At 69.7% G+C, this 25,425-nt stretch carries 15 protein-coding genes; 12 read left to right on the top strand and 3 right to left on the bottom strand.

Annotation, left to right across the window (positions count from 1 at the left end; translation table 11 throughout):
- The 11 genes from P6281_RS01175 (at window position 1) to P6281_RS01125 (ending at window position 16,879) form a co-directional block, all read left to right on the top strand.
- Window positions 1-1,881, top strand: coding sequence for a galactan 5-O-arabinofuranosyltransferase (locus tag P6281_RS01175; RefSeq protein WP_008263063.1), 1,881 nt, complete (start codon window positions 1-3; stop codon window positions 1,879-1,881).
- 6 nt (window positions 1,882-1,887) lie between these two features.
- Entirely contained in the window at window positions 1,888-5,166 is a 3,279-nt protein-coding gene (locus P6281_RS01170) for an arabinosyltransferase domain-containing protein (RefSeq protein WP_085981082.1), read from the top strand.
- Between the two features lie 53 nt (window positions 5,167-5,219).
- Window positions 5,220-5,543 carry an ArsR/SmtB family transcription factor gene (locus P6281_RS01165; RefSeq protein ID WP_009956770.1) on the top strand — a complete coding sequence of 108 codons (324 nt, stop codon included), beginning with the start codon at window positions 5,220-5,222 and terminating at the stop codon, window positions 5,541-5,543.
- On the top strand, window positions 5,540-6,028 hold the full coding sequence (locus P6281_RS01160) for an SRPBCC family protein (RefSeq protein ID WP_014378862.1): 489 nt from the start codon (window positions 5,540-5,542) through the stop codon (window positions 6,026-6,028). The genes P6281_RS01165 and P6281_RS01160 overlap by 4 nt, the downstream gene beginning before the upstream one ends.
- Window positions 6,025-6,648 carry a maleylpyruvate isomerase family mycothiol-dependent enzyme gene (locus tag P6281_RS01155; RefSeq protein ID WP_014378861.1) on the top strand — a complete coding sequence of 208 codons (624 nt, stop codon included), beginning with the start codon at window positions 6,025-6,027 and terminating at the stop codon, window positions 6,646-6,648. Before P6281_RS01160 ends, P6281_RS01155 begins: the two co-directional genes overlap by 4 nt.
- A 65-nt stretch (window positions 6,649-6,713) precedes the next feature.
- Entirely contained in the window at window positions 6,714-10,040 is a 3,327-nt protein-coding gene (locus P6281_RS01150; RefSeq protein WP_009956772.1) for an arabinosyltransferase domain-containing protein, read from the top strand.
- Window positions 10,037-13,246, top strand: a complete 3,210-nt coding sequence (gene embB / locus P6281_RS01145; protein WP_324738580.1) for an arabinosyltransferase EmbB — start codon at window positions 10,037-10,039, stop codon at window positions 13,244-13,246. The genes P6281_RS01150 and embB overlap by 4 nt, the downstream gene beginning before the upstream one ends.
- 184 nt (window positions 13,247-13,430) lie before the next feature.
- Window positions 13,431-13,946 carry a hypothetical protein gene (locus P6281_RS01140; RefSeq protein ID WP_014378858.1) on the top strand — a complete coding sequence of 172 codons (516 nt, stop codon included), beginning with the start codon at window positions 13,431-13,433 and terminating at the stop codon, window positions 13,944-13,946.
- An 18-nt stretch (window positions 13,947-13,964) separates the two neighbouring features.
- Entirely contained in the window at window positions 13,965-14,423 is a 459-nt protein-coding gene (locus tag P6281_RS01135; protein ID WP_008263040.1) for an FHA domain-containing protein, read from the top strand.
- A 7-nt stretch (window positions 14,424-14,430) separates the two neighbouring features.
- Entirely contained in the window at window positions 14,431-15,090 is a 660-nt protein-coding gene (locus P6281_RS01130) for a Crp/Fnr family transcriptional regulator (RefSeq protein ID WP_009956775.1), read from the top strand.
- A 10-nt stretch (window positions 15,091-15,100) separates the two neighbouring features.
- Window positions 15,101-16,879, top strand: coding sequence for an acyl-CoA dehydrogenase family protein (locus P6281_RS01125; protein WP_014383642.1), 1,779 nt, complete (start codon window positions 15,101-15,103; stop codon window positions 16,877-16,879).
- Here P6281_RS01125 and P6281_RS01120 read toward each other — a convergent pair.
- Window positions 16,876-17,454 (bottom strand): dihydrofolate reductase family protein, encoded by a 579-nt coding sequence (locus tag P6281_RS01120; protein ID WP_014378856.1) that lies wholly within the window; start codon window positions 17,452-17,454, stop codon window positions 16,876-16,878. The two genes, P6281_RS01125 and P6281_RS01120, sit on opposite strands and share 4 nt — an antisense overlap.
- 101 nt (window positions 17,455-17,555) lie before the next feature.
- On the opposite strand from P6281_RS01120, the gene P6281_RS01115 reads away from it, so the two are divergent.
- Entirely contained in the window at window positions 17,556-18,539 is a 984-nt protein-coding gene (locus P6281_RS01115) for a sigma-70 family RNA polymerase sigma factor (RefSeq protein ID WP_014378855.1), read from the top strand.
- Here P6281_RS01115 and P6281_RS01110 read toward each other — a convergent pair.
- Both P6281_RS01110 and pks13 read right to left on the bottom strand, forming a co-directional pair.
- A complete protein-coding gene (locus tag P6281_RS01110; RefSeq protein ID WP_014378854.1) occupies window positions 18,536-20,101 on the bottom strand; it encodes an acyl-CoA carboxylase subunit beta in 1,566 nt (521 codons plus the stop codon). The genes P6281_RS01115 and P6281_RS01110 overlap by 4 nt on opposite strands.
- Before the next feature lie 8 nt (window positions 20,102-20,109).
- Complete coding sequence (pks13, locus tag P6281_RS01105; RefSeq protein WP_009956781.1) at window positions 20,110-25,422, bottom strand: polyketide synthase Pks13; 5,313 nt, start codon at window positions 25,420-25,422, stop codon at window positions 20,110-20,112.
- Window positions 25,423-25,425: the final 3 nt, after the last annotated feature.

The raw sequence follows: 25,425 nt of genomic DNA, 5'->3' as shown, positions 1-25,425 counted from the left end.
ATGCGCAACGCGCTGGCCACCCTCGGCCAGATGGCCTTGGCGGCGCTGGTTGCGGTGGCCGTCGCGGTGGTGTCGCTGATCGCCATCTCTGGCGTGCAGTGGCCGGCCTTTCCGTCGTCCAACCAACTGCACGCGCTGACCACCGTCGGGCAGGTCGGCTGCCTGGCCGGCCTGGTCGCCACCGGATGGGTGTGGCGGCGCGGGCACCGGCTGATCGCCCAGCTGGGCGGGCTGGTGTTCGTGTCCGCGTTCACTGTCGTCACCCTGGGCATGCCGCTGGGGGCCACCAAGCTGTATCTGTTCGGCATCTCCGTCGACCAGCAGTTCCGCACCGAATACGTCACCCGGCTCGCCGACAGCCCCGCCCTGCGCGACATGACCTACCTTGGGCTGCCGCCGTTCTACCCGCCCGGCTGGTTCTGGATCGGCGGGCGCGCGGCGGCGCTGTCCGGGACGCCGGCGTGGGAGGTCTTCAAACCGTGGGCCATCACCTCGATCGCCGTCGCGGTCGCGGTCGCGCTGGTGCTGTGGTGGCGGATGGTCCGGTTCGAGTACGCGCTGATCGTCACCGCCGCGACGGCCGCGGTCACGCTGGCGTACGGCTCGCCCGAGCCCTACTCGGCAATGATCACCGTGCTGTTGCCGCCGGTGCTGGTGCTGACCTGGTCGGGGCTGCGGGCCGCGGACCGTCCGGACGCGGGCCGGCGCGCGGGCTGGGGCGCGGTGATCGGCGCAGGGATTTTCCTGGGGTGGACGGCCACCTGGTACACGCTGCTGTTCGGGTTCAGCGCGTTCGCGATCGGGCTGATGGCGCTGTGGCTGGCCGGGGTGCGGTGGCACCGGGACGGCGTGAAGGCCGCGCTCGATCCGCTGCGACGCCTGGCGGTCATCGCCGGCATCGCCGTGGTGATCGGCTGCACGACCTGGTTGCCGTTCCTGGTGCGAGCGGCGCGCAGTCCGATCAGCAACACCGGGGGCGCCGCCCACTACCTGCCGGCCGACGGGGCCGAGCTCACCTTCCCGATGCTGCAGTTCACGCTGCTCGGTGTGGTCGCCATGATCGGCACCCTGTGGCTGGTGGTGCGGGCGCGCTCCTCGGTGCGGGCCGGTGCGCTGGCCATCGGCGTGGTGGCGATCTACCTGTGGTCGCTGTTGTCGATGCTCACCACGCTGGCGCGCGTCACTCTGTTGTCGTTCCGGCTGCAGCCGACGCTGAGCGTGCTGCTGGTGGCCGCCGGGGCCTTCGGTTTCCTCGAGGCGACGCTGGCCCTCAAGCCGCGCGGCCGCGCGATCGTCCCGGTGGCCGGCGCCATCGGCCTAACCGCCGCGATCGCGTTCAGCCAGGACATCCCCGACGTGCTACGCCCCGACCTCACCATCGCCTACACCGACACCGACGGCAACGGGCAGCGCGGCGACCGGCGGCCGCCCAGCGCCGAAAAGTTCTATGCGACAATCGATCACGACATCACGCAGGTGACCGGCAAGCCGCGCGACCAGACCGTGGTGATGACGGCCGATTACAGCTTCCTGTCGTTCTACCCCTACTGGGGATTCCAGGGGCTCACCTCGCACTACGCCAACCCGCTCGCGCAATTCGACCTGCGGGCCGCGCAGATCGACAAGTGGTCCAAACTCAAGACCGCCGACGAGCTGATCCACGCCCTGGATGCCTGCCCCTGGCCACCTCCGACGGTCTTTTTGATGCGCCGCGGTGCTAACGGCAACTACACCCTGCGGCTGGCCGAGGACGTCTACCCCAACCAGCCCAACGTGCGCCGCTACACCGTCGATCTGCGCGGCGCCCTGTTCGACAGCCCGCGCTTCGACGTCCGCAGCGTCGGCCCCTTCGTGCTGGCCATCCGCAAACCGGGGGCGTAACCACCGATGAGCACCGAGACCACGCCTCAAACGGGGCCGCACACCGCGGAAGAACTAGCATCTAGCACCGTGTCAGCCACGGAAACCAATCACCGGATCGCCCGGCTGGTTGCTTCCGTCGCCGGGCTGCTCGGCGTGCTGCTGGCGATCGCCACCCCGCTGCTGCCGGTCGACCAGACCACCGCCCAGCTGAACTGGCCACAGAACGGGACCTTCGGCAGCGTCGAGGCGCCCCTGATCGGTTACGTGGCCACCGATTTGAACATCACCGTCCCGTGTCAGGCCGCCGCCGGGCTGACCGGCGGGGGTAACGCCGGCAAGACGGTGTTGCTGTCGACGGTGCCCAAGCAGGCGCCCAAGGCCGTCGACCGGGGCCTGCTGATCGTGCGGGCCAACGACGAGCTGGTGCTGGTGGTGCGCAACGTCCCGGTGGTGAGCGCGCCGCTGAGCCAGGTGCTCGGCCCGGCCTGCCAGCGGCTGACGTTCACCGCGCACGCCGACCGGGTGACCGCCGAGTTCGTCGGGCTGACCCAGGGACGCAATTCCGAGCATCCCGGCTCGCCGCTGCGGGGGGAGAAGAGCGGCTACGACTTCCGGCCGCAGATCGTCGGCGTCTTCACCGATCTCAGCGGGCCGACGCCGCCCGGGCTGAGCTTCGCGGCGACCGTCGACACCCGCTACAGCAGCAGCCCCACCCCGCTGAAGATGGCGGCGATGATCCTGGGGCTGGTGCTGACCGCCGCCTCCCTGGTCGCGCTGCACCGGCTCGACACCGCCGACGGAACCCGGCACCGCCGCTTCCTGCCGGCGCGGTGGTGGTCCATCGGCGCGCTGGACGCCCTGGTGATCGCGGTGCTGGTGTGGTGGCATTTCGTCGGCGCCAACACCTCCGACGACGGCTACATCCTGACCATGGCCCGGGTGTCCGAGCACGCCGGCTACATGGCCAACTACTACCGCTGGTTCGGCACGCCCGAGGCACCGTTCGGCTGGTACTACGACCTGCTGGCGCTGTGGGCCCACGTGAGCACCACCAGCATCTGGATGCGGTTGCCGACCCTGGTGATGGCGCTGACGTGCTGGTGGGTGATCAGCCGGGAGGTCATGCCCCGCCTGGGCCATGCGGTCAAGCAGAACCGCGCGGCGGCCTGGACCGCGGCGGGCACGTTCCTGGCGGTCTGGCTCCCGCTCGACAACGGGCTGCGCCCCGAGCCGATCATCGCCCTGGGCATCCTGCTGACGTGGTGTTCGGTGGAGCGCGCGGTGGCCACCAGCCGGCTGCTGCCGGTGGCGATCGCGTGCATCATCGGCGCGCTGACCCTCTTTTCCGGACCGACGGGCATCGCCTCGATCGGCGCCCTGCTGGTCGCCATCGGGCCGCTGCGCACCATCCTGCACCGCAGGATCACCCGGTTCGGTGCGCTGCCGCTGGTGCTGCCGTTGCTGGCGGCGGTCACCGTCACCGGCATCCTGATCTTCCGCGACCAGACGCTGGCCGGCGAGGTCCAGGCCACCATGCTCAAGCGGGCCGTCGGCCCCAGCCTGAGTTGGTTCGACGAACACATCCGCTACGAGCGGCTGTTCATGGCCAGCCCCGACGGGTCGGTCGCCCGCCGCTTCGCCGTGCTGGCGCTGGTGCTCGCGCTCGGGGTCACGGTCGCAATGTCGTTGCGCAAGGGCCGGATTCCGGGCACCGCCGCCGGGCCGAGCCGCCGCATCGTCGGGATCACCATCATCTCGTTCGTCGCGATGATGTTCACCCCCACCAAGTGGACCCACCACTTCGGCGTGTTCGCCGGGCTCGCCGGGCCGCTGGGCGCGCTCGCCGCGGTCGCGGTGACCGCGGTGGCCATGCGGTCACGGCGCAACCGCACCGTGTACGCCGCCGTGGTGCTGTTCCTGGTGGCGCTGTCGTTCGCCAGCGTCAACGGCTGGTGGTACGTCTCGAATTTCGGTGTGCCCTGGTCGAATGCGTTCCCGGCGTGGCATTACGCGTTCGCCACCGCCCTGCTCGGGCTGACCGTGGTGGTGCTGCTGGCGGCGGCGTGGTTCCACTTCGTCGCCCCCGAGAACGGGCCACCCAAGACCCGTCTGGGCGCACGCGTGGCGGGAATCATCCAGTCCCCGTTGGCAATTGCGACGTGGGTGCTAGTGGTGTTCGAGGTGGCGTCGCTGACCCTGGCGATGACCGACCAGTATCCGGCCTGGTCGGTCGGCCGCTCCAACCTGCAGGCGCTGACCGGCAAGACGTGCGGGCTGGCCGAGGACGTGCTGGTGGAGCAGGACCCGAACGCGGGCATGCTCTCGCCGGTGGGCGCCTCGGCGGCGGACGCCCTCGGCGCCGGCCTGTCGGAAGCCTTCACGCCCAACGGAATTCCCGCCGACGTCCGCGCCGACCCGGTGATGGAACGGCCGGGTGACCGCAGCTTCGTCAACGACGAGGAGAAGACCGGCAGCAACCAGGCGGGAACCGAGGGCGGCACCACCCCCGCGCCGGGGATCAACGGATCGTCGGCCCAGCTGCCCTTCAACCTCGACCCCGCGCGCACACCGGTGCTCGGCAGCTGGCGCTCGGGCATCCAGATTCCCGCGCACCTGCGGTCCGGGTGGTATCGCCTGCCCGCGCGCGACAAGGCGGGACCGCTGCTGGTGGTGAGCGCGGCCGGGCGTTTCGACCCCCGTGAGGTCCAGGTGCAGTGGGCCACCGACGAGCAGGCGGCCGGCGGGCACCCCGGCGGCTCGTTCCAATTCGCCGACGTGGGCGCGTCCCCGGCCTGGCGCAACCTGCGCCTGGCGCTGTCGGCGATCCCCGACTCCGCCACCCAGATTCGGTTGGTCGCCGACGACGAAGACCTGGCGCCGCAGCACTGGATCGCCCTGACACCGCCGCGCATTCCGCGGCTGCGCACCCTGCAGGACGTGGTGGGCTCCGCCGACCCCGTGTTCCTGGACTGGCTCGTCGGGCTGGCCTTCCCGTGTCAGCGACCGTTCGGCCATCAGAACGGCGTCGACGAGACACCGAAGTGGCGCATCCTGCCCGACCGGTTCGGCGCCGAGGCCAACTCGCCCGTGATGGACAACAACGGCGGCGGCCCGTTGGGCGTCACCGAACTCCTGGTGAAAGCCACCACGATGGCCACCTATCTCAAGGACGACTGGTCCCGCGACTGGGGCTCGCTGCAGCGGCTGACGCCGTATTACCCCGGCGCGCAACCCGCCGACCTACTGCTGGGAACGGCGACGCGCAGCGGTCTGTGGAACCCGGCGCCGCTGCGCAAGACGTAGGCGCCGTCGCGGGCCCTTGAACGCGGATATCCGTAAGCCTATGCTTACGGTTCGTGACCACTTACCAAACCGCTGACGCGTGGCTGGCGTTGGCGGACGGGACGCGGCGGGCCATCGTGGAACGGCTCGCGCACGGCCCGTCGGCGGTCGGTGAGTTGGCGCGCGACCTGCCGGTCAGCAGACCCGCCGTGTCGCAACACCTCAAGGTGCTCAAGTCCGCCGGGCTGGTGCGCGACCGGGCCGCGGGAACCCGTCGCGTCTATCAGCTCGACCCCACCGGTCTCGAGGCGCTCCGCGCCGACCTCGACCGGTTCTGGACCCAGGCGCTCGCCGGCTATGCGCGGGCCATCGACGAGACCAACGAAGGATCGACATGACATCCCAGCGGACGCCCAACGTCACCCACCACGTCGTCGTCAACGCCCCCATCGAGCGCGCGTTCACGGTCTTCACGCAGCAGTTCGGCGCGTTCAAGCCGCGCGAGCACAATCTCTTGGCGGTCCCCATCGCCGAGACCGTGTTCGAGCCCCGCGTCGGCGGCCACATCTACGACCGCGGCGTCGACGGAAGCGTGTGCCGGTGGGCGCGGATCCTGGTCTACGAGCCGCCGCATCGCGTGGTGTTCAGCTGGGACATCGGCCCGACGTGGCAGCTGGAAGCCGACCCGGCCAAGACCAGCGAGGTCGACGTCCGCTTCACCGCCCAGGCCGACCGACGCACCCGGGTGGACCTCGAACACCGCCATCTCGACCGCCACGGGCCGGGCTGGCCCTCGGTGGCCGACGGGGTCGACGGCGATGCGGGATGGCCCCTCTACCTGGCCCGCTACGCCGACGTGCTGAGGGGCGGTGACCCGCGATGACCGCCGACCTGATGCCCATGGCCCGCGCCGAACGGGCCGACCTGGCGGACTTTTTGGCCACCCTGGCGCCGCGGGACTGGGAGGCGCCCAGCCTGTGCGCGCGATGGAGCGTGAAAGACGTTGTCGCGCATGTGATCAGCTACGAGGAGCTCGGCGCCCTGGGGCTGGTGAAGCGATTCGCGAAGGGCCTGGTGGTGCGGGCCAACCAGGTGGGCGTCGATGAATTCTCGCACCTGACCCCGCAACAATTGCTGGAGTTTCTGCGCAACCACCTCGAACCACGCGGATTGACAGCGGGTTTCGGGGGAATGATCGCCCTCGTCGACGGCACGATCCATCACCAGGACATCCGCCGCGCGCTGGACCGGCCGCGCGAGATCCCGCCCGACCGCCTGGAGCGGGTCCTCTCCCTGGTGCCCGGCAACCCCAGGATCGGCGCGGGACGGCGGATCAGGGGTCTGCGCCTGCGCGCCACCGACGTCGAGTGGACGCACGGCGACGGGCCCGAGGTGACCGGCCCCGGCGAGGCGCTGCTCATGGCGATGTCCGGGCGCCCGGCCGCGCTCGCCGACCTCGACGGTCCCGGGCACGCGACCCTGGCGGCCCGGCTCGGCGGATAGCAGCGCCCCGCTGCGCGGCCCCGCGTCCAGATGGCACAAAGCCGCGTCGGTTACGATCGAGCCTCGTGCCCCACGACCGTAATGAGCGATCGCAGCGCATCCCACGATCGGTGGCCGCGGTCGCGGGAATCGCGGGGCTGTTGTTGTGCCTCCTCGTCCCGGTGCTTCCGGCGAAACAGACCACGGCGACGGTGCTGTGGCCGCAGGGCACGGTGGACGGGCACGTCAGCCAGATCACCGCGCCCCTGGTGTCGGGGGCGCCCCGCGCGCTGGACATCTCCATTCCCTGCCCGGACATCGCGACCCTGCCCGCCAGCGGGGGTTTGGTGGTCTCGACGCTGCCGCCCGGCGGGATGGACGCCGGGAAGAACGGGCTGTTCGTGCGCGCGAACAAGGACGTCGTCGTCGTGGCGTTCCGCGACACCGTCGCGGCGGTGGCGCAGCGCTCGGCCATCGCCGCCGGGGCCTGCAGCGTGCTGCACGCCTGGGCCGGCGTCGGGGCGGCCGGCGCCGAGTTCGTCGGCATACCCGGCGCCACCGGCGTCCTGCCGGCCGAAAAGAAGCCCCAGGTCGGCGGGATCTTCACCGATCTGAAGGTGCCCGCGGGGCCGGGGCTTTCGGCCCGGGTCGACATCGACACCCGATTCATCACCGCGCCCACCGCGGTCAAGAAGATTGTGATGGCGCTGGGCGTCCTGTCCGTGCTGACGGCCATCGTGGCGCTCGCGGTGCTGGACCGCCGCAGCCGGGGCGGCGGCACGCTGCTCAACTGGCGCTCCCCCATCGCCTGGCTGTCCCGGTACCGGCCCGGCACGCACCTGGCGAACTGGCGGCGCGTCGGGCTGGCGACGTGGATCGCCGACGCCGGGGTGATCGCAACCCTGTTGCTGTGGCACATCATTGGCGCCACCACATCGGACGACGGCTACAACCTGACCGTCGCCCGCGTCGCTCCGCGCGCCGGTTACGTCGCCAACTACTACCGCTACTTCGGTACCACCGACGCCCCCTTCGACTGGTATCTCGGGGTGCTGTCGAAGCTCGCCTCGGTGAGCACGGCGGGCGTCTGGATGCGGCTGCCCGCCACGCTGGCCGGGATCGGCTGCTGGCTGATCATCGGCCATTGGATGCTGCGCCGGCTGGGCCCCGGCAGGGATGGACTGGCGGCCAACCGCGTCGCGGTCTTCACCGCGGGCGCGGTTTTCGTCGCGGCCTGGCTGCCGTTCAACAACGGGCTGCGGCCCGAACCACTGATCGCCCTCGGCGTGCTGGTCACCTGGATGCTGGTGGAACGCGCGATCGCCCTGCGGCGGCTCGCCCCGGCCGCGGTGGCCATCATCGTGGCGCTGCTGAGCGCGACGCTGGCGCCGCAGGGTCTGATCGCCGTGGCCGCGCTGCTGACCGGGGCGCGGGCCGTCGCCCAGACGATCCGGCGCCGCCGGGCGACCGACGGGCTGCTGGCGCCGCTGGCGGTGCTGGGCGCGTCGCTCTCGGTGATCCTCGTGGTGGTGTTCCGCAGCCAGACGCTGGCCACGGTGCTGGAGTCCGCCCGCATCAAATACAAGGTCGGGCCGACGATCGCCTGGTACCAGGACTGGCTGCGCTACTACTTCCTCACGGTCGAGTCCAACCCCGACGGATCGATGGCGCGGCGGTTCGCGGTGCTGATCCTGCTGCTGTGCCTGTTCGGGATGCTCGTCATCCTGCTGCGCCGCGGCCACGTTCCCGGCGTGGCCAGCGGCCCGGCCTGGCGGCTGATCGGCACCACCGCGATCGGCCTGCTGCTCGTCACGTTCACCCCGACGAAGTGGGCGATCCAGTTCGGTGCCTTCGCGGGACTGGCCGGGGCGCTGGGCGCGGTCACCGCGTTCGCCTGCTCGCGGATCGGCCTGCACAACCGCCGCAACCTGACCCTGTACGTCACCGCGCTGCTGTTCGTGCTGGCGTGGGCCACCTCCGGCATCAACGGCTGGTTCTACGTCGGCAACTACGGGGTGCCGTGGTACGACATCCAACCGGTCGTCGCCAGCCACCCGGTGACGTCGATGTTCCTGACGTTGTCGATCATCACCGGACTGCTGGCCGCCTGGCAGCACTTCCGGATGGACTACGCCGGCCACACCGAGGTCAAGGACAACCGGCGCAACCGCGTCCTGGCGTCGACCCCGCTGCTGGTGGTCGCGACCATCATGGTCGTCGGCGAGGTCGCCTCGCTGACCAAGGGCGCGGTGTTCCGCTACCCGCTCTACACCACCGGCAAGGCCAACCTCGCCGCGATCACTTCGGGCCTGTCCGCCACCAGCTGCGCCATGGCCGACGACGTGCTGGCCGAGCCCGACCCCAACGCGGGCATGCTGGCCCCGGCACCGGGCCAGACCTTCGGGCCCGACGGGCCGCTCGGGGGCGTCAATCCGGTGGGCTTCAAACCCGAAGGCGTGGGCGAGGACCTGCAATCCGACCCGGTGGTGACCAAGCCGGGACTGGTCAACTCCGACGCCTCCCCGAACAAGCCGAACGTCGCCTACAGCGACTCGGCGGGCACCGCCGGCGGCAAGGGCCCGGTCGGGGTCAACGGCTCCCACGCGGCGCTGCCGTTCGGGCTGGACCCGGCCCGCACCCCGGTGATGGGCAGCTACGGCGAGAACACGCTGGCCGCCACCGCCACCTCGGCCTGGTACCAGCTGCCCGCGCGCACCCCCGACCGGCCCCTGGTGGTCGTCTCCGCCGCCGGCGCGATCTGGTCCTACAAGGAGGACGGCACCTTCACCTACGGGCAATCGCTGAAGCTGCAATGGGGCGTCACCCGCCCGGACGGCACCACCCAGCCGCTGGCCGAGGTGCAGCCGATCGACATCGGCCCGCAGCCGGCGTGGCGCAACCTGCGTTTCCCGCTGGCGTGGGCGCCGCCGGAGGCGAACGTGGCGCGCATCGTCGCCTACGACCCGAACCTGAGCTCCGAGCAGTGGTTCGCGTTCACGCCGCCGCGGGTGCCGGTGCTGGAAACCCTGCAGCAACTGGTCGGGTCGCAGACGCCGGTGCTGATGGACATCGCGACCGCCGCCAACTTCCCGTGCCAGCGGCCGTTCTCCGAACACCTTGGCGTTGCCGAACTTCCGGGGTACCGCATCCTTCCCGACCGCAAGCAGACGGCGGCGTCGTCGAACCTGTGGCAGTCCAGCGAGGCCGGCGGGCCCTTCCTGTTCGCCCAGGCGCTGCTGCGCACGTCGACGATCTCGACGTATCTGCGCGGCGATTGGTATCGCGACTGGGGATCCGTGGAGCAGTACTTCCGGTTGGTGCCGGCTGATTTGGCGCCGGACGCCGCGATTGAACAGGGTGTGATGACAGTGCACGGCTGGAGCCGGCAGGGACCGATTCGGGCGTTGCCATGAGCGCGCCGAGGATGCGCGACGACGTGCGAACGACGCGTTGGGTGGCGACCATCGCCGGCCTGATCGGGTTCGTGCTGTCCGTCGCCACCCCGCTGCTGCCCGTCGTGCAGACGACCGCGACGCTGAACTGGCCCCAGAACGGACAGCTGAACAGCGTTACGGCACCGTTGATTTCGCTGACCCCGGTCGACATGACCGCCACCGTTCCCTGCTCGCTGGTGCGCGACCTGCCACCGGAGGGCGGGGTGGTGGTCGGCACCGGGCCCAAGAAGGGCAAGGACGCCGCGCTCAACGCGCTGTTCGTCGTCGTCAACGGCAAGCGCGTCGACGTCACCGACCGCAATGTGGTGATCGCCAGCGTGTCCCGGGACCAGGCGATGTCGCCACAGTGCCAGCGCATCGAGATCACCTCGACGAAGGCCGGCACGTTCGCCACCTTTGTCGGGCTCAATGATTCGGCGGGCAAACCGATCGGTGGCGGATTCCCCGACCCGAACCTGCGACCGCAGATCGTCGGTGTGTTCACCGACCTGACCGGTCCGGCCCCGGCCGGCTTGACGCTGTCGGCGACCATCGACACCCGGTTCTCCACCACCCCAACCACTTTGAAACTGGTCGCGATGGTGTTGGCGATCGTGGCGACCATCGTTGCGCTGGTCGCGTTGTGGCGACTCGACCAGCTGGACGGGCGGCGGATGCGCCGGCTCATTCCGGCGAATTGGCGCACGTTCACCCTCGCCGACGTCGCGGTGATCTTCGGGTTCGTGCTCTGGCACGTGATCGGGGCGAACTCGTCCGACGACGGCTACATCCTCGGCATGGCGCGGGTGGCCGATCGCGCCGGCTACATGTCGAACTACTTCCACTGGTTCGGCAGCCCCGAGGACCCCTTCGGCTGGTACTACAACCTGCTGGCGCTGATGACCCACGTCAGCGACGCCAGCCTGTGGATGCGACTGCCGGACCTGTTCGCCGGAATCGTGTGCTGGCTGTTGCTGTCTCGCGAGGTGCTGCCCCGGCTGGGGCCTGCGGTGGCCGCCAGCAAGCCGGCGAACTGGGCGGCGGGCATGGTGTTGCTGACGGCGTGGATGCCGTTCGACAACGGTCTGCGCCCCGAGCCGATCATCGCGCTCGGTTCGCTGGTCACCTACGTGCTGATCGAACGTTCCATGCGGTACAGCCGGCTGACTCCCGCGGCGCTGGCGGTCATCACCGCCGCGTTCACGCTCGGTGTGCAGCCCACCGGCCTGATCGCCGTGGCCGCCTTGGTCGCCGGTGGCCGTCCGATCCTGCGCATCCTGGTCCGCCGTCATCGCCTGGTGGGCACGTGGCCGCTGGTGGCGCCCATGCTGGCCGCCGGCACGGTCATCCTGACCGTGGTGTTCGCCGACCAGACGCTGCGGGCGGTGTTGGAAGCCACCAGGATTCGGACCGCGATCGGGCCGAGCCAGGCGTGGTACACCGAGAACCTGCGCTACTACTACCTGATCCTGCCCACCGTCGACGGTTCGCTGTCGCGCCGCTTCGGCTTCCTGATCACCGCGCTGTGCCTGTTCACCGCCGTGTTCATCATGTTGCGGCGCAAGCGGGTTCCGGGTGTGGCCCGCGGCCCGGCGTGGCGGCTGATGGGCGTCATCTTCGGCACCATGTTCTTCCTGATGTTCACGCCCACCAAGTGGGTGCACCACTTCGGCCTGTTCGCCGCGGTGGGGGCGGCGATGGCCGCGCTGACCACGGTGCTGGTGTCGCCCGCGGTGCTGCGGTGGTCGCGGAACAGGATGGCGTTCCTGGCGGCGGTGCTGTTCCTGATGGCGCTGTGCTTCGCCACCACCAACGGCTGGTGGTACGTCTCCAGCTACGGCGTCCCGTTCAACAGCACCATGCCGAAGATCGGCGGAATCTCGGTCAGCACAATCTTTTTCGCGCTGTTCGTGCTGGCCGTGCTGTACGCGATCTGGTTGCACTTCGCGTCCCGCGACCGCGGCGAAGGCCGGGTCGCGCGGGCGCTGACGGCCGCACCGGTGCCCATCGCGGCGGGATTCATGGCGCTGGTGTTCATCGCGTCGATGGTGGCCGGCATCGTGCGCCAGTACCCCACCTACTCCAACGCCTGGGACAACCTGCGCGAGTTCAGCGGGGGCTGCGGCCTGGCCGACGACGTGCTCGTCGAGCCGGACAGCAACGTCGGCTACATGGCGCCGCTACCGGGCAACTACGGGCCGCTGGGGCCGCTGGGCGGGGAGCACCCGGTGGGATTCAGTCCCAACGGTGTGCCCGAACACATTGTCGCCGAAGCCATTCGGATCACCCCGAATCAACCCGGAACCGACTACGACTGGGACGCGCCGACCAAGCTGAGCGCGCCGGGCATCAACGGCTCGACGGTGCCGCTGCCCTACGGCCTGGATCCCGATCGGGTTCCGCTGGCCGGCAGCTACACCACCGCGGCGCAGCAGCAGAGCAGGCTCACCTCGGCGTGGTACCGGTTGCCCAAACCCGATGCCGGCCATCCGCTCGTGGTGGTGTCCGCCGCCGGCAAGATCGACGGCAACAGCGTGCTGCACCACCACACCGACGGCCAGAAGGTGGTGCTCGAGTACGGGCGGCCCGGGCCCGCGGGTGACACCGGGGCCGGCATCGTGCCCGCCGGGCGGCTGGTGCCCTACGACCTGAACGGCGAGCAGCCAAAGGCCTGGCGCAACCTGCGTTTCGCCCGCTCCGACATGCCGGCGGACGCGGTCGCCGTGCGGGTGGTGGCCGAGGACCTGTCCCTGACGCCTGAGGACTGGATCGCGGTGACCCCGCCGCGGGTGCCGGAGATGCGTTCGCTGCAGGAGTACGTGGGCTCGACGCAGCCGGTGCTGATGGACTGGGCGGTCGGGTTGGCCTTCCCCTGCCAGCAGCCGATGCTGCACGTCAACGGCGTCACCGAGATCCCCAAATTCCGCATCACCCCGGACTACACGGCCAAGAAGATGGACACCGACACCTGGGAAGACGGAACCAACGGGGGGCTGCTGGGCATCACCGACCTGCTGCTGCGGGCCCACGTGATGTCGACGTACCTGTCCCACGACTGGGGCCGCGACTGGGGGTCGCTGCGCAAATTCGACACCATCGCCGACGCGCATCCCGCGCAGCTCGATCTCGGAACCGCCACCCGCACCGGGTGGTGGTCGCCGGGCCCGATCCGCATCAAGCCGTAACCGCGGCGGAAAAGCGTGAATTATCGGCGTGTCTAAATGGCGTGCCGCGGCCACAATTCCTCCGCGGAATAACGCACCGAATTAACGCCTGAGTAATTGCTGGGCGAGGGTTTGAATCGGCCAATCGCGGGACAATACTCATTCCGATGTGATCCAGTTCACACGACGGGAAGGGGTAGTCCCGATGCGCACGCAGTCACGCCTGAAAACCCCCGCGGCCGCGCTCACGGTGCTGGTTTTGCCGGCCACGACATTCGCCATCGGCACGGCGGGGGCCGAGGGCGCCGGCACCACCGTCGTTTTCGACGCCAAACTTCGGCGTTGCGATTTCAGCCTGGTGAGTTTTGCGGTGCAGATGCCGCACCCCTCGCTGGGGACGGGGTACGCCGTCGTGCGCACGGCAGGGTCGAGGGTGGTCGCGGACGTCCATTTGGTGAACCCGCCGGAGCCCGGCACCCATTTCGACGTGGGACTGATCCAGGTGCCCCGCCCCTCCTCCGCGCCGTGCGGGCCCGGCGACCCCGGGACCGCCTTCGCCGGCCTGGACACCGACGGGGCGGGCAGCGGGAACACGACCGTCCAGGACAGCATCCGGCCCGGCACGACCGGCGTGTGGGTGATCATCGAGCAACCGAACGCCCACGCGCAGAGCCCGGCGGAGTTCTACACCTCCGAGTTCGTCGTGCCGGTGAGGGCGTAGGGCAGATGAGAGGCGAAAGTGTCCGCATCCCAACGGGACACACGACAGCAGCGAATCGCGGCCGATGACGCCACCGGCGACCTGTCCGCGGTCCGGGGCTCCGCGTTGCCTGCGGACGGTGTCCCCGAGGAGATCGACACGTCGTCGGCGGCGGCCGAGGCGGCGGCGCTGGAGCGCGGCTCGGCCATGCTCGTGGTCAAACGGGGACCCAACGTCGGATCGCACTTCGTCCTGAACCAGCCCGTCATGACCGCCGGACGCCACCCGGCCAGCGACATCTATCTCGACGACATCACGGTCAGCCGACGGCATGCCGAATTCCGCAGCGAGAACGGCGAATTCCGCGTCGTCGACCTCGGCAGCCTCAACGGCACCTATCGCAACCGCGAAGCCGTCGACTCCGCGGCGCTGGCCAACGGCGACGTGCTGCAGATCGGCAATTTCCGGCTGGTGTTCCTCGCCGCCCAGACGCCGTGATGCGACGATGTACACCTGCGAATTCCGGCCCGGCCAAACGATCTTCGCCCAGGGCGACCCGGGTGACCGGCTCTATCTGATCGCCGAAGGCACGGTGACGATCAGCCTCCGCGACCCCGCGGGCCGCACCGGCGTGCGGGCCATCCTGGGACCCGCGGACATCTTCGGCGAGCTGGCGGTGTTCGACCCCGCCCCTCGCGCGTGCACCGCCACCGCACTCACCGAGGTGCGAGCCCTGTGGCTGGACCGCGCCTCCCTGCGCGCGTCGATGGCGCGGGATCCGGCGCTCGCCGAACAGCTGCTGCGGGCGCTGACCCGGCGAGTGCGGGCCGCCGAACGACAACTCGTCGAAATGGTTTCCAGCGATGTGAACGCCCGCGTCGCCCGCCAGCTGTTGGCGCTGGGCAGGCGGTTCGGCACCCGCGAGGGCGGCGCGCTGCGGGTCGCGCATGAACTCAGCCAGGACGAGCTGGCCCAGCTGGTGGGCGCCGACCGGGTGTCGGTGAACAAGGCATTGGGCAGCTTCACGACACGCGGCTGGATCTCGTTGAGAGGCAAGACCGTTGTGATCATCAACCCCGACGCGCTGGCAAGACGCGCCGGGGACGTCGGGGGCGCCGACGGCACCCGCTACGCCCTACCCCACGACGATCGGCTCGGCGCGTAGCGTCTGTCCCATGAGCGACTACGCCGTGGAGGCGGTGGACAGGCTGCCGTTCTCCACCGAGGAAAAATCGCAGCGCTACGCGACGGAGAACTACGGCGGGGCCGTCGGTCTCAATTGGTACAGCACCGATCCCACGCTGCAGTTCACCATGGCCTACTACCTGCAGCCCGACGAGCTGAGGCTGGCCGAGCGCCATCTGACGCGCATCGGCGAGCTGATGGGGGGCCCGGTGGCGCGGTGGGCCGAGGAGACCGACCGCAACCCGCCGCGGCTTCAGCGCTACGACCGGTGGGGCCACGACGTCAGCGAGGTGGTCATGCCGACGTCGTTCACCCAGTCCAAGCGGGCCGTCCTGGATGCCCAGCGGGCGCTGCGGACCGAGGCGCACGAGGCGAAGATGAGCTCGTCGCTGACGCTGTTCGCGTCGAATTATCTGCTCAATCAAGCCGATATCGGCATGGGCTGCGCGCTGGGCACCGGCGGCGGCATGGTGCAGTCGCTGGTGGCGGCCTACGCGCCGGCCGACGTGGCCGAACACGTGCTGGCCAAATTCGCCTCCGGCGAGTGGGCCGGGGAGACGGCCCAGCTGCTCACCGAGCGCACCGGCGGCTCCGACCTGGGCGCCCTCGAGACGACCGCCACCCGTCACGGCGACTCGTGGCTGCTGAACGGGTTCAAGTGGTTTGCGTCCAACTGCGCCGGGGAGGCGTTCGTCGTCCTGGCCAAACCCGAAGGCGCACCGGACTCTTCGCGGGGCGTCGCCAATTTCCTGGTGCTGCGCACCCGCCGCGACGGCTCCCGCAACGGGGTGCGGGTCCGGCGCCTGAAGGACAAGCTCGGCACCCGTTCGGTGGCCTCGGGCGAGGTCGAGTTCGTCGACGCCGAGGCGTTCCTGCTGTCGGGCGAACCCACCGCCGAGTCCGGCCCCGCCGACGGCAAGGGGCTGGGCCGCATGATGGAGCTGACCAACGCCGCGCGGCTGGGCATCGCGTTGTTCGGGCTCGGCAATGCGCGGCGCGCCCTGGTGGAGTCGCTGTGCTACGCGCGGCAGCGGCGCGCCTTCGGCGGGGCGCTGATCGACAAGCCGTTGATGCGGCGCAAGCTCGCCGAGATGATCGTCGATGTCGAGGCCGCCCAGGCGCTGGTGTTCGACGGCACCGGCGCCACCAACCATCGCCAGCCGCGCAGCCTGCGACAGCGCATCGCGGTGCCGGTCACCAAGCTGAAGGTGTGCCGGCTGGGGATCACCGCGGCGTCGGACGCGATCGAGATCCACGGCGGCAACGGCTACATCGAGACCTGGCCGGTGGCAAGGCTTTTGCGTGACGCGCAGGTCAACACCATTTGGGAGGGCCCGGACAACATCCTGTGCCTGGACGTGCGCCGCGGGATCGAGCAGACCCGCGCGCACGAGACGCTGCTGGCCCGGCTGCGCGACGCCGTGTCGGTCGCCGACGACGACGAAGCCACTAGGCTGGTCGCCGGCCGGATCGAGGATCTCGACGCGGCGATCACCGCGTGGTCCAAACTTGACCGGGAGCTGGCCGAGGCGCGGCTGTTCGGACTGGCGCAATTCATGGGCGACGTCTACGGCGGCGCGTTGCTCATCGAGCAGGCCGCCTGGGAGCGCGCCACCCGCGGCGGCGGGCGCAAGGCGCTGGTCGCGCGGCTCTACGCGCAGCGGTATCTGGCCGATCGCGGGGCGCTGCGCGGTATCGACGCCGACTCCGACGAGGCGCTGGAGCGCTTCGACGAACTTCTGGACGGTGCGCTGCGGCTCGAGGGCTAGGGGTTTCGGACGGGCCGGTAGACAAGGATCGCCAGGCCGTCACCCACTCTGCGGGTCGCGACGAGGCGCATGTCTTTCTTGCCGCTGGTGGCGCCGAAGAGGCGATCGCCGGCGCCGAGCACGAACGGGAAGACCATCATCCGCAACTCGTCGACGAGGTCGTGTTCTACCAGCGTGTGCACCAACCGGGAGCTCCCGTAGACGACTATGCGCCCGTTGACCTTTCGGCGCAAAGTGGTTATCTCGCGTACTACATCTCCCGCCAGTACAGTCGTGTTGTTCCAATCCGGGTCGTGCAGGGTCGTCGATACCACGTACTTGGGCAAGCTGTTCAATCGGTCCGCCCACCGGCCGCTGCGGAACGGCCACCGGGCCGCGAAGAATTCGTAGGTCCGCCGCCCCAGCAGCAGGGCCTCCGCGCCCAGCGCCTCGTCGAGCCCGACCGCCGCCCAATCTTCATGGTCCCTAGTCCCTATCTGGCCGAACCAGCCACCGACCCTGAACCCCTCGTCCCCGGTCGGGTCCTGCACGACTCCGTCGAGCGAGACATTCTCGCTGATAATGATCGTTCCCATCCGTGCTCTCCTTACGGTGGCGTTGTCAGCACCTACCACTAATGGAGACACCGCCCCGTGTGCCCATGGGCCGGTGTCCATACGGGAAGGAGGTGACGAGGGTGACAGCGGGCGATCTGATGTGCCGGGCGCGCGCCGGGGACGGCGAAGCCTTCCGGGAGTTGGTCGAACCGTACCGCCGGGAGCTCCAGGTGCACTGCTACCGGATGCTCGGATCCTTGCAGGACGCCGAAGACACCTTGCAAGACGCGATGCTGGCCGCGTGGCAAGGGCTCGAGGGGTTCGAGGGACGCGCCTCACTGCGCACCTGGCTCTACCGCATCGCCACGAATCGCTGCCTGAACGCCCGTCGCTCAGCAAGCCGACGCGCGGGCAAGGAGTGGGACGTGCCTGATGTCGAACCGCCCCACCCCACCCGACTCGGTGAAGTGGTTTGGCTCGAGCCCTTTCCGGACTCCCTCATGCCGGAAGCTCGCTACGAGCGGACCGAATCCATCGCACTGGCTTTCGTTGCCGCCCTTCAGGTTCTGCCGCCTCGGCAGATCGCAGTACTCGTGCTGCGCGACGTCCTCGGATTCCGCACCGACGAGGTGGCCGACATGCTCGACTCGACAGTCGAATCGGTCAGGAGCGCCCTCAAACGGGCGCGCAACGGCCTGCGGCGTCACCGCGCCACTGTCGACGACCGGGAACCCCCACCGGCGCGCGACTCGCCTGCCGAAGTGGCGATCGTGGCGAAGTTCGTGCAGGCGTGGGAGTCCGCCGATCTCGATGCGCTGGTGGCCCTGTTGACCGACGACATCTTCATGTCGATGCCACCGATGCCGTTCGAATACGAGGGCCGCGAAGTTGTGGCCCGCTTCTGCCGGTCTCTCTTCCGTGCGGGCCGCAGGTTCGACCTCGTGGCGACCCGCGCCAATGGTCAGCCGGCATTCGGCGCCTATCTGCGCACGCCCACCGGCGTCAGCCACGGGGTCGGCCTGTATGTCCTCGACCTCAGTGGCGACCGCATCTGCGCCATGACCCGCTTCGACAACAGCGTGCTGTCGTGGTTCGGGCTCCCACGGTCGCTGGCGCCCGGCTAGATCGGGATGAGCCCGTGCTTGCGGGCCGTGCGGAACCACAACTGCTTGTCCCGCAACAGCTTCATCGACTTGCGCAGCAGCAGCCTGGTCTGGTGCGGGTCGATGACCGCGTCGATGAAGCCGCGTTCGGCGGCGGTCCACGGGATCGCCATGTTGAGGTTGTAGCCCTCGATGAAGTCCTTCTTGATCTGCTGCGCCTCGGGGGTGGTCGGGTCGGGGAACCGCTTCATCAGCAGCTGCGCGGCCCCTTCGGCGCCGATCACCGCGATCCGCGCGGTGGGCCAGGCGAAGTTGAAGTCGGCGGTCAGCTGCCGCGAGCCCATCACCGCGTAGGCGCCGCCGTAGGACTTGCGCACGGTGATCGTCACCTTGGGCACGTCGGCCTCGACCACGGAGTAGAGGAATCGCCCGCCGCGCTTGATGATTCCCCGCTTCTCCTCCTCGGCGCCCGGGAGGAACCCGGGGGTGTCCACCACGAAAACCAGCGGGATGTTGAACGCGTCGCAGAACCGGATGAACCGCGCCGCCTTGTCGGAGGCCTCGTTGTCGATCGACCCGGACATGTACATGGGCTGGTTGGCGATCACGCCCACGGGGTGGCCGTCGACCCGGGCGTAGCCGGTGATGATGGCCGGCCCGTGCTGCGCGGCGACGTCGAGGAAGTCGCCGTCGTCGAAGATCCGCAGCAGGATCTCGTGCATGTCGTAGGCCATGTTGTCCGAGTCGGGCACGATCGAGTCGAGCTCGAGGTCGGTCGGGGTGATCTCCGGCTCCAGGCCGGGGTTGACCACCGGCGGCTTGCCGAAGGTGCTCGACGGCAGGAACGACAGGAAGTCGCGCACGTACTGAAACGCCTCGGCCTCGGAGTTCACCACCTGGTGGATGTTGCCGTAGCGGGCCTGCGCGTCGGAGCCACCCAGCTCGTCGAGGGTGACCTCCTCGCCGGTGACCTCGCGGATCACGTCGGGGCCGGTGACGAAGAAGTAGCCCTGGTCGCGCACCGAGACCAGCAGGTCGTCCTGGATCGGCGAATACACCGCTCCCCCAGCGCATTTGCCGAAGATCAGGGAGATCTGGGGCACCAGGCCGCTCAAAGCCTCGTGCCGGCGGCCCAGCTCGGCGTACCACGCCAGCGAGGTGACCGCGTCCTGGATCCGGGCGCCACCGGAGTCCTGGATGCCGATGATCGGGCACCCGATCATCGCGCACCACTCCATCAACCGGGCGACCTTGCGGCCGAACATCTCGCCGACGGTGCCCTGGAAGACCGTCTGGTCGTGGGAGAACACCCCGACCGGGCGGCCGTCGATCATGGCGTGCCCGGTGACGCACCCGTCGCCGTAGAGCGCGTTCGGGTCGTTCGGCGTCTTGGCCAGCGCCCCGGTCTCCAGGAAGGTGCCCGGGTCGACCAGCGCGTGCACGCGGGCGCGGGCGCTGGGGATGCCCTTCTTGTCGCGCTTGGCGACGGCCTTCTCACCGCCGGGCTCCTGGGCCAGTTCCAGGCGGCGATGGAGCTCGGCCAGCTTCTCGGCGGTGGTGTGCTGGATGGGGGCCGGCGCCATCTCCGTCACTACTTGCCTACCTCACTTGTCTGGGTGCTTTCCGCGTCCACCTTATTCAGCACCTCGGTCAGGTGTGCGCCTACCTTGCCGATGATCGGCTCGTCGATGGCCTGGATGTGCTCGCCGCCGATGGGGACCACCTCCAGGTCCGCCACGTACTCACCCCAGCCGCCGTCGGGCTGGCGGATCGCATAGCGCGGCTCGAACTCGATGACGTCGTCGTGGTAGCGATCGGCCATGTAGAGGGTCACGTGGCCGTCGTAGGGCTCGATCACGACGGTCTCGAGCGCCCGGTTGTCCAGGTACGAGGTCCGCTGGTGCTCGACGATGCCGCCCGGGATCTGCACGCCGCTCTGCTGGACGATGTCGAGGACGAACTTGACCTGCCCCTCGTCGTCGAGCTCTTCGAGCTGCTCGTAGGGGATCGCGGGGATCTCGACGTTGAAGGTGCGCTCCGCGAATCTGGCGTAGCGGTCCCAGCGCTTGCGGGTCTCCTCCTTGGTCTGGGGGATCTCCTCGCCGGGGCGCACCGTGTCGATCATCCCGACGAACCGCACGTCGGCGCCGGCCCGCTTCAGCCCGATCGCGCACGCGTACGCCAGGGCGCCGCCGAGCGACCAGCCGGCCAGGATGAACGGCTTGCCGTCGTTCATCTCCAGCAGCTTGGGCACATACTGGGCGGCCCGCTCCTGGATGGTGCCCTCCACGCGCTCGAGCCCGTACATCGGGGTGCCCGCCGGCAGCCGGTTGAGCAGCGGCTCGTAGACCACGGTCGACCCGCCGGCCGGGTGGAACACGAACACCGGTATCTGCGAGTCGTTCTCCGGGGCCCGGATGGTGCGGACGAAGCCGTCGATCTGACCGGCCTCCAGGTACTGGCGGACCTTTTCGGCCAGCTCCTCAATGGTCTCCGACGTCAGCACGTCCTCGGCGGTGATCGTGCCGTCGGCACGCTCCGAGAGGCGCTGCGCCATCTTGGCCGCGGTGTCCTCGTCGAGCTTGGGCAGCGGGTTGAAGATGCCGCCCGGCGACTTGCCGGTGACGATCGCCCAGGTGGCGAAGGTGACCCGCTCGGCGGCGTCACGCGGGGGCACATCGGAATTGAGCGCCTTGGACACCGCTTCCTGGCTGAGCGCTCCCGCCAGGTTCGCCGTGGCGCCGTTGCCCGAAGGTCCCGACGGATCCGTCGGCGGCGGCGGAATCGGCGCGTCCGACGACGGCGGTGCCGGCTGGGTCTGCGGCTCGGCCTGCGGGTCGGGCGCCGGCGCGGTCACCGAGTCGACCGTCGCGCCGCTGAGCAACCGCGCCTGTTCCTGCGCGATCTCGTCGGCGGTCAGCGTCTTCTGGTGCTCGTGCAGCTGCTCGACCTCGTCGCGGTGCTCTACCGCGTACTGGATCAGCGTCTCGATGTTGTACAGGTTGGCGTCGCGCACCGCGGTCAACTGGATGGGCGGCAGGTCGAAGTCGTATTCGACGCGGTTCTTGATCCGCACCGCCATCAGCGAGTCCAGGCCGAGCTCGATCAGCGGCACCTCCCACGGCAGGTCCTCGGGCTCGTAGCCCATGGCCGCCGAGACGATCAGGCCCAGCCGCTCGCCGATGGTCTCGCCGGAGTCCGGCGACCACCTGCCGACGCTCGACGGCAGGTAGCGGTTGGTCAGGCTGTCCGACAGCGTCTCGGCGTCGGTCTCCTCGGCGGGGGCTTCCGCCACCGGCCCGTCGGTCACCGGGGCCGCAATCGCCGCGCCGGCGCCCACCGCGGTCGGCAGCGCGGCCACGCTCTGGCCGGCCCGCGACACCAGCGCGTCGTAGACCAGGGTGAAGGACTCGTCGATGCGGGCGTGCACCTGAACCGAGGCGCCACCCGGGTGCCGGGTCATGGTCGTCACCAACCGGGCGCCGGCGCCGGGCACCGCACGCTGCTCGGACGCCACCAACTGGGCATCCGAAAGCACCTGTGTCGCGGCCGATCTCACCAACGCGGCCAGGTCGGTCTCGCCGTTGCGCGGCGCGTACTCCCAGACGTGCCGGCCGTCCGGCAGTGCGACGTGGGTGCCGGGCATGATCACCGAGCCGTCGCCGGAGAAGTGCACGTCCAGCCAGTGCTCTTTGCGCTTGAACCTCGTCGGCGGGATGTTCGCGTAGTCCTCGGGGCCTTGCGCGCGGGTGAACAGCGTCCGGATGTCCAGCTCGTGGCCGTGCACGTAGAGCTGGGCCATCGCCGAGATCATCGACTCGACGTCGTCCTGCTTTTTGGCCAGCGTCGGAATCAGTTGGGCGTCATGCAAACCCGCGGCCGCGGTGGTCAAACCGATCTGCATCAGCGCCACCGGGTTGGGCGCCAGCTCCAGGAACGTGGTGTGGCCGCTGTCGACGGCGTTGCGCACGCCGTGGGTGAAGTAGACCGAATGCCGCATTCCCTTGACCCAGTAAGCGACGTCGTGGATCGGCTCGCCGCCGGGCTTGATGTAGCTGCCCTCGTGCACCGTCGAGAAGATCCCGACGGTGGGGCTCATCGGCTTGATGCCCTGCAGTTCCGCGGAGAACTCACCGAGCAGCGGATCCATCTGCGAGGTGTGGCCGGCGCCCTTGGTCTGCAGCTTTCGAGCGAAGCGACCCTCGGACTCGGCGCGGGCGACGATGGCGTCGATCTGCTCGGGCGGACCGCCGATCACGGTCTGGCTGGGCGCGGCGTAGACGCACACCTCCAGGCCGGGGAAGTCGGCGAACACCGTCTTGAGCTCGTCGGCGGAGTACTCGACGAGCGCCATGAACCGGATGTACTCGCCGAACAGCATGGCCTCGCCCTCACCCATCAGGTGCGAGCGCGAGGCGATCACGCGGGCGGCGTCGCGCAGCGACAGCCCGCCGGCGAAGTACGCCGACGCGGGCTCACCCAGCGACTGACCCACCACCGCAGCGGGTTTCGCGCCGTGATGCTTGAGCAGCTCGCCCAGCGCGATCTGGATGGCGAAGATGACGACGTTGGAGGTTTCGATGCCGTACTCGTGGGAGTCGTCGAGGATCAGCTCGAGCACCGAGTAGCCGCGCTCGTCCTGAATCAGCGCGTCGACCTTCTCGATCCACTCGGCGAAGACCGCGTTGCGCAGGTACAGGTTTTTGCCCATCTTGCGGTGCTGCGCACCGAAACCGGCCATCGCCCAGACCGGGCCGCTGGTCACCGGGCCGTCGACGCTGAACACGTTCGGCCGCTGCTTGCCCTCGGCGACCGCCCGCAGGCCCTTGACGGCCTCCTCGTGATCGTGGGCCAGCACCACCGCGCGCGAGCGGCCGTGGTTGCGCCGCGACAGCGCCCGGCCGATCGATTCCAGCGACGACGCCTGCCCCTCCGGGCTTTCCATCCAGTCCGCGAGCTCGGCGGCCGCGGCCTTCTTGCGCGAGGTCAAAAAGCCCGACACCGCGAGCGGGATCAGCGGCCTGGTCGGCTCCGCCTCCTCTTGCGCGGCAAGCTCTTCCAGCGCGATCGCCTTGAGGCGCAGCGCCTCTTCGGTCACGCCCGGCAGCTCGTAGTCTTCCTCTTCGTCCGGCGCCTCGGCGTCGGGGATGATGTTGCCGAAGTCATCGAACCGCAGCGAGTGGGCCTCGAGCGTGGGGGCCTCGGCGGCTGCGGCGGCCTCTGCTTGGGGGGCGGGCTCGGGCTCGCGCTCCACCACGTCGCGCGGCAAGACCTCGCGCACCACCAGGTGCGCGTTGGCCCCGCCGAAGCCAAAGCTGGACACCCCGGCCAGCGCGTAACCGCCGTAGCGCGGCCAATCAGTCGCGCTGTCAACGACTTTCAGGCGCATGCCGTCGAAGTCGATGTAGGGGCTGGGGCCGGCGAAGTTGATCGACGGCGGCAGCTTGTCGTGCTGCAGCGCCAGCACCACCTTGGCCAGGCTCGCCGCGCCGGCGGCCGACTCCAGGTGTCCCACATTGGTTTTCACCGCACCCAGCAGCGCAGGGCGGTCGGCGGGGCGGCCGCGGCCGACGATGCGGCCCAGCGCCTCGGCCTCGATCGGGTCACCCAGGACGGTGCCGGTGCCGTGCGCCTCGATGTAGTCCACGGTGCGCGGGTCGATCCCGGCGTCCTTGTAGGCCCGTCGCAACACCTCGGCCTGGGCGTCCTGGTTGGGGGCGATCAAGCCGTTGGAGCGGCCGTCGTGGTTGACCGCGCTGCCGGCGATCACGGCCAGGATCTGGTCGCCGTCGCGGCGGGCATCGTCGACCCGCTTGAGCACGAACATGCCGCCACCCTCGGAGCGGGTGTAGCCGTCGGCGTCCGACGAGAACGACTTGATCCGGCCGTCGGGGGAAAGCACCTGACCGATCTCGTCGAAACCGAGTGTGACCAACGGCGTCAGCAGCGCGTTGACGCCACCGGCGACCGCGACGTCGCACTCGCCGTTGCGCAGCGCCTGCACCGCCTGGTGCGTCGCCACCAGCGAGCTCGAGCAGGCGGTGTCCAGCGCGACCGACGGGCCGCGGAAGTCGTAGAAGTAGGACACCCGGTTGGCGATGATCGAGCTGGCGGTGCCGGTGATCGCGTACGGGTGGGCGACGGTCGGGTCGGAGACCGCCAGGAATTGGTAGTCGTTGTTGGAGAAGCCGACGTACACGCCGACGGCCTCGCCGCGCAGGCTCGACGCCGGGATGCGAGCGTGCTCGAGCGCCTCCCAGGTCAGCTCCAGCGCCATCCGCTGCTGCGGGTCGATGTTGTCGGCCTCGGTCTTGGCGACCGCGAAGAACTCCGAGTCGAAGCCCTTGATGTCCTTCAGGTAGCCGCCGCGGGTGCGGGCGGCGCCGACGCGCGCCGCGATGCGCGGTTCGTCGAGGAACTCCGACCAGCGGCCCTCGGGCAGGTCGGTGATGGCGTCGCGGCCCTCCATGAGCGCTTGCCAGGTTTCGTCGGGGCTGTTCATGTCGCCGGGTAGCCGGGTGGACAGCCCCACGATCGCGATGTCGACGCGCTCGGCCGGGCCGGTGCGGGTCCAGTCCATAGCGTCGTCGGCGGCGGTGTCTATTTCGGGCTCGCCCTCGACGATGCGGGTGGCCAGCGACTCGATCGTCGGATGCTGGAAGGCCACCGCGACCGACAGCGTGACTCCGGTCATGTCCTCGATGTCGGCGGCCATCGCCACCGCGTCGCGCGACGACAGGCCCAGCTCGACCATCGGCACCGACTCGTCGATGTCGTCCGGTGACCGGCCGACCGCCTTGCCCACCCAATTGCGCAGCCACTGGCGCATCTCGGGGACGGTCATGTCGGTCCCCTTGGCGGCGGGCGGGTGATCGGTGCTTTCGGGGTGCTCGGTGTCAGCCATGGT

The organism is Mycobacterium sp. 5-140-3-2 (genome assembly GCF_035666375.1).
Taxonomy (GTDB): domain Bacteria; phylum Actinomycetota; class Actinomycetes; order Mycobacteriales; family Mycobacteriaceae; genus Mycobacterium; species Mycobacterium intracellulare.
The sequence above is the reverse complement of the archived record's forward strand: the minus strand, read 5'-3'. Positions and strand labels throughout refer to the sequence as shown.

Excerpts from the sequence above, each read along its gene's own strand:
- P6281_RS01125 (WP_014383642.1), top strand. The coding sequence starts at position 15,101 with ATGAGCGACTACGCCGTGGAGGCGGTGGACAGGCTGCCGTTCTCCACC.
- embB (WP_324738580.1), top strand. The coding sequence starts at position 10,037 with ATGAGCGCGCCGAGGATGCGCGACGACGTGCGAACGACGCGTTGGGTG.
- pks13 (WP_009956781.1), bottom strand. The coding sequence starts at position 25,422 with ATGGCTGACACCGAGCACCCCGAAAGCACCGATCACCCGCCCGCCGCC.
- P6281_RS01170 (WP_085981082.1), top strand. The coding sequence starts at position 1,888 with ATGAGCACCGAGACCACGCCTCAAACGGGGCCGCACACCGCGGAAGAA.
- P6281_RS01160 (WP_014378862.1), top strand. The coding sequence starts at position 5,540 with ATGACATCCCAGCGGACGCCCAACGTCACCCACCACGTCGTCGTCAAC.
- P6281_RS01140 (WP_014378858.1), top strand. The coding sequence starts at position 13,431 with ATGCGCACGCAGTCACGCCTGAAAACCCCCGCGGCCGCGCTCACGGTG.
- P6281_RS01130 (WP_009956775.1), top strand. The coding sequence starts at position 14,431 with ATGTACACCTGCGAATTCCGGCCCGGCCAAACGATCTTCGCCCAGGGC.
- P6281_RS01120 (WP_014378856.1), bottom strand. The coding sequence starts at position 17,454 with ATGGGAACGATCATTATCAGCGAGAATGTCTCGCTCGACGGAGTCGTG.
- P6281_RS01110 (WP_014378854.1), bottom strand. The coding sequence starts at position 20,101 with ATGGCGCCGGCCCCCATCCAGCACACCACCGCCGAGAAGCTGGCCGAG.
- P6281_RS01175 (WP_008263063.1), top strand. The coding sequence starts at position 1 with ATGCGCAACGCGCTGGCCACCCTCGGCCAGATGGCCTTGGCGGCGCTG.
- P6281_RS01155 (WP_014378861.1), top strand. The coding sequence starts at position 6,025 with ATGACCGCCGACCTGATGCCCATGGCCCGCGCCGAACGGGCCGACCTG.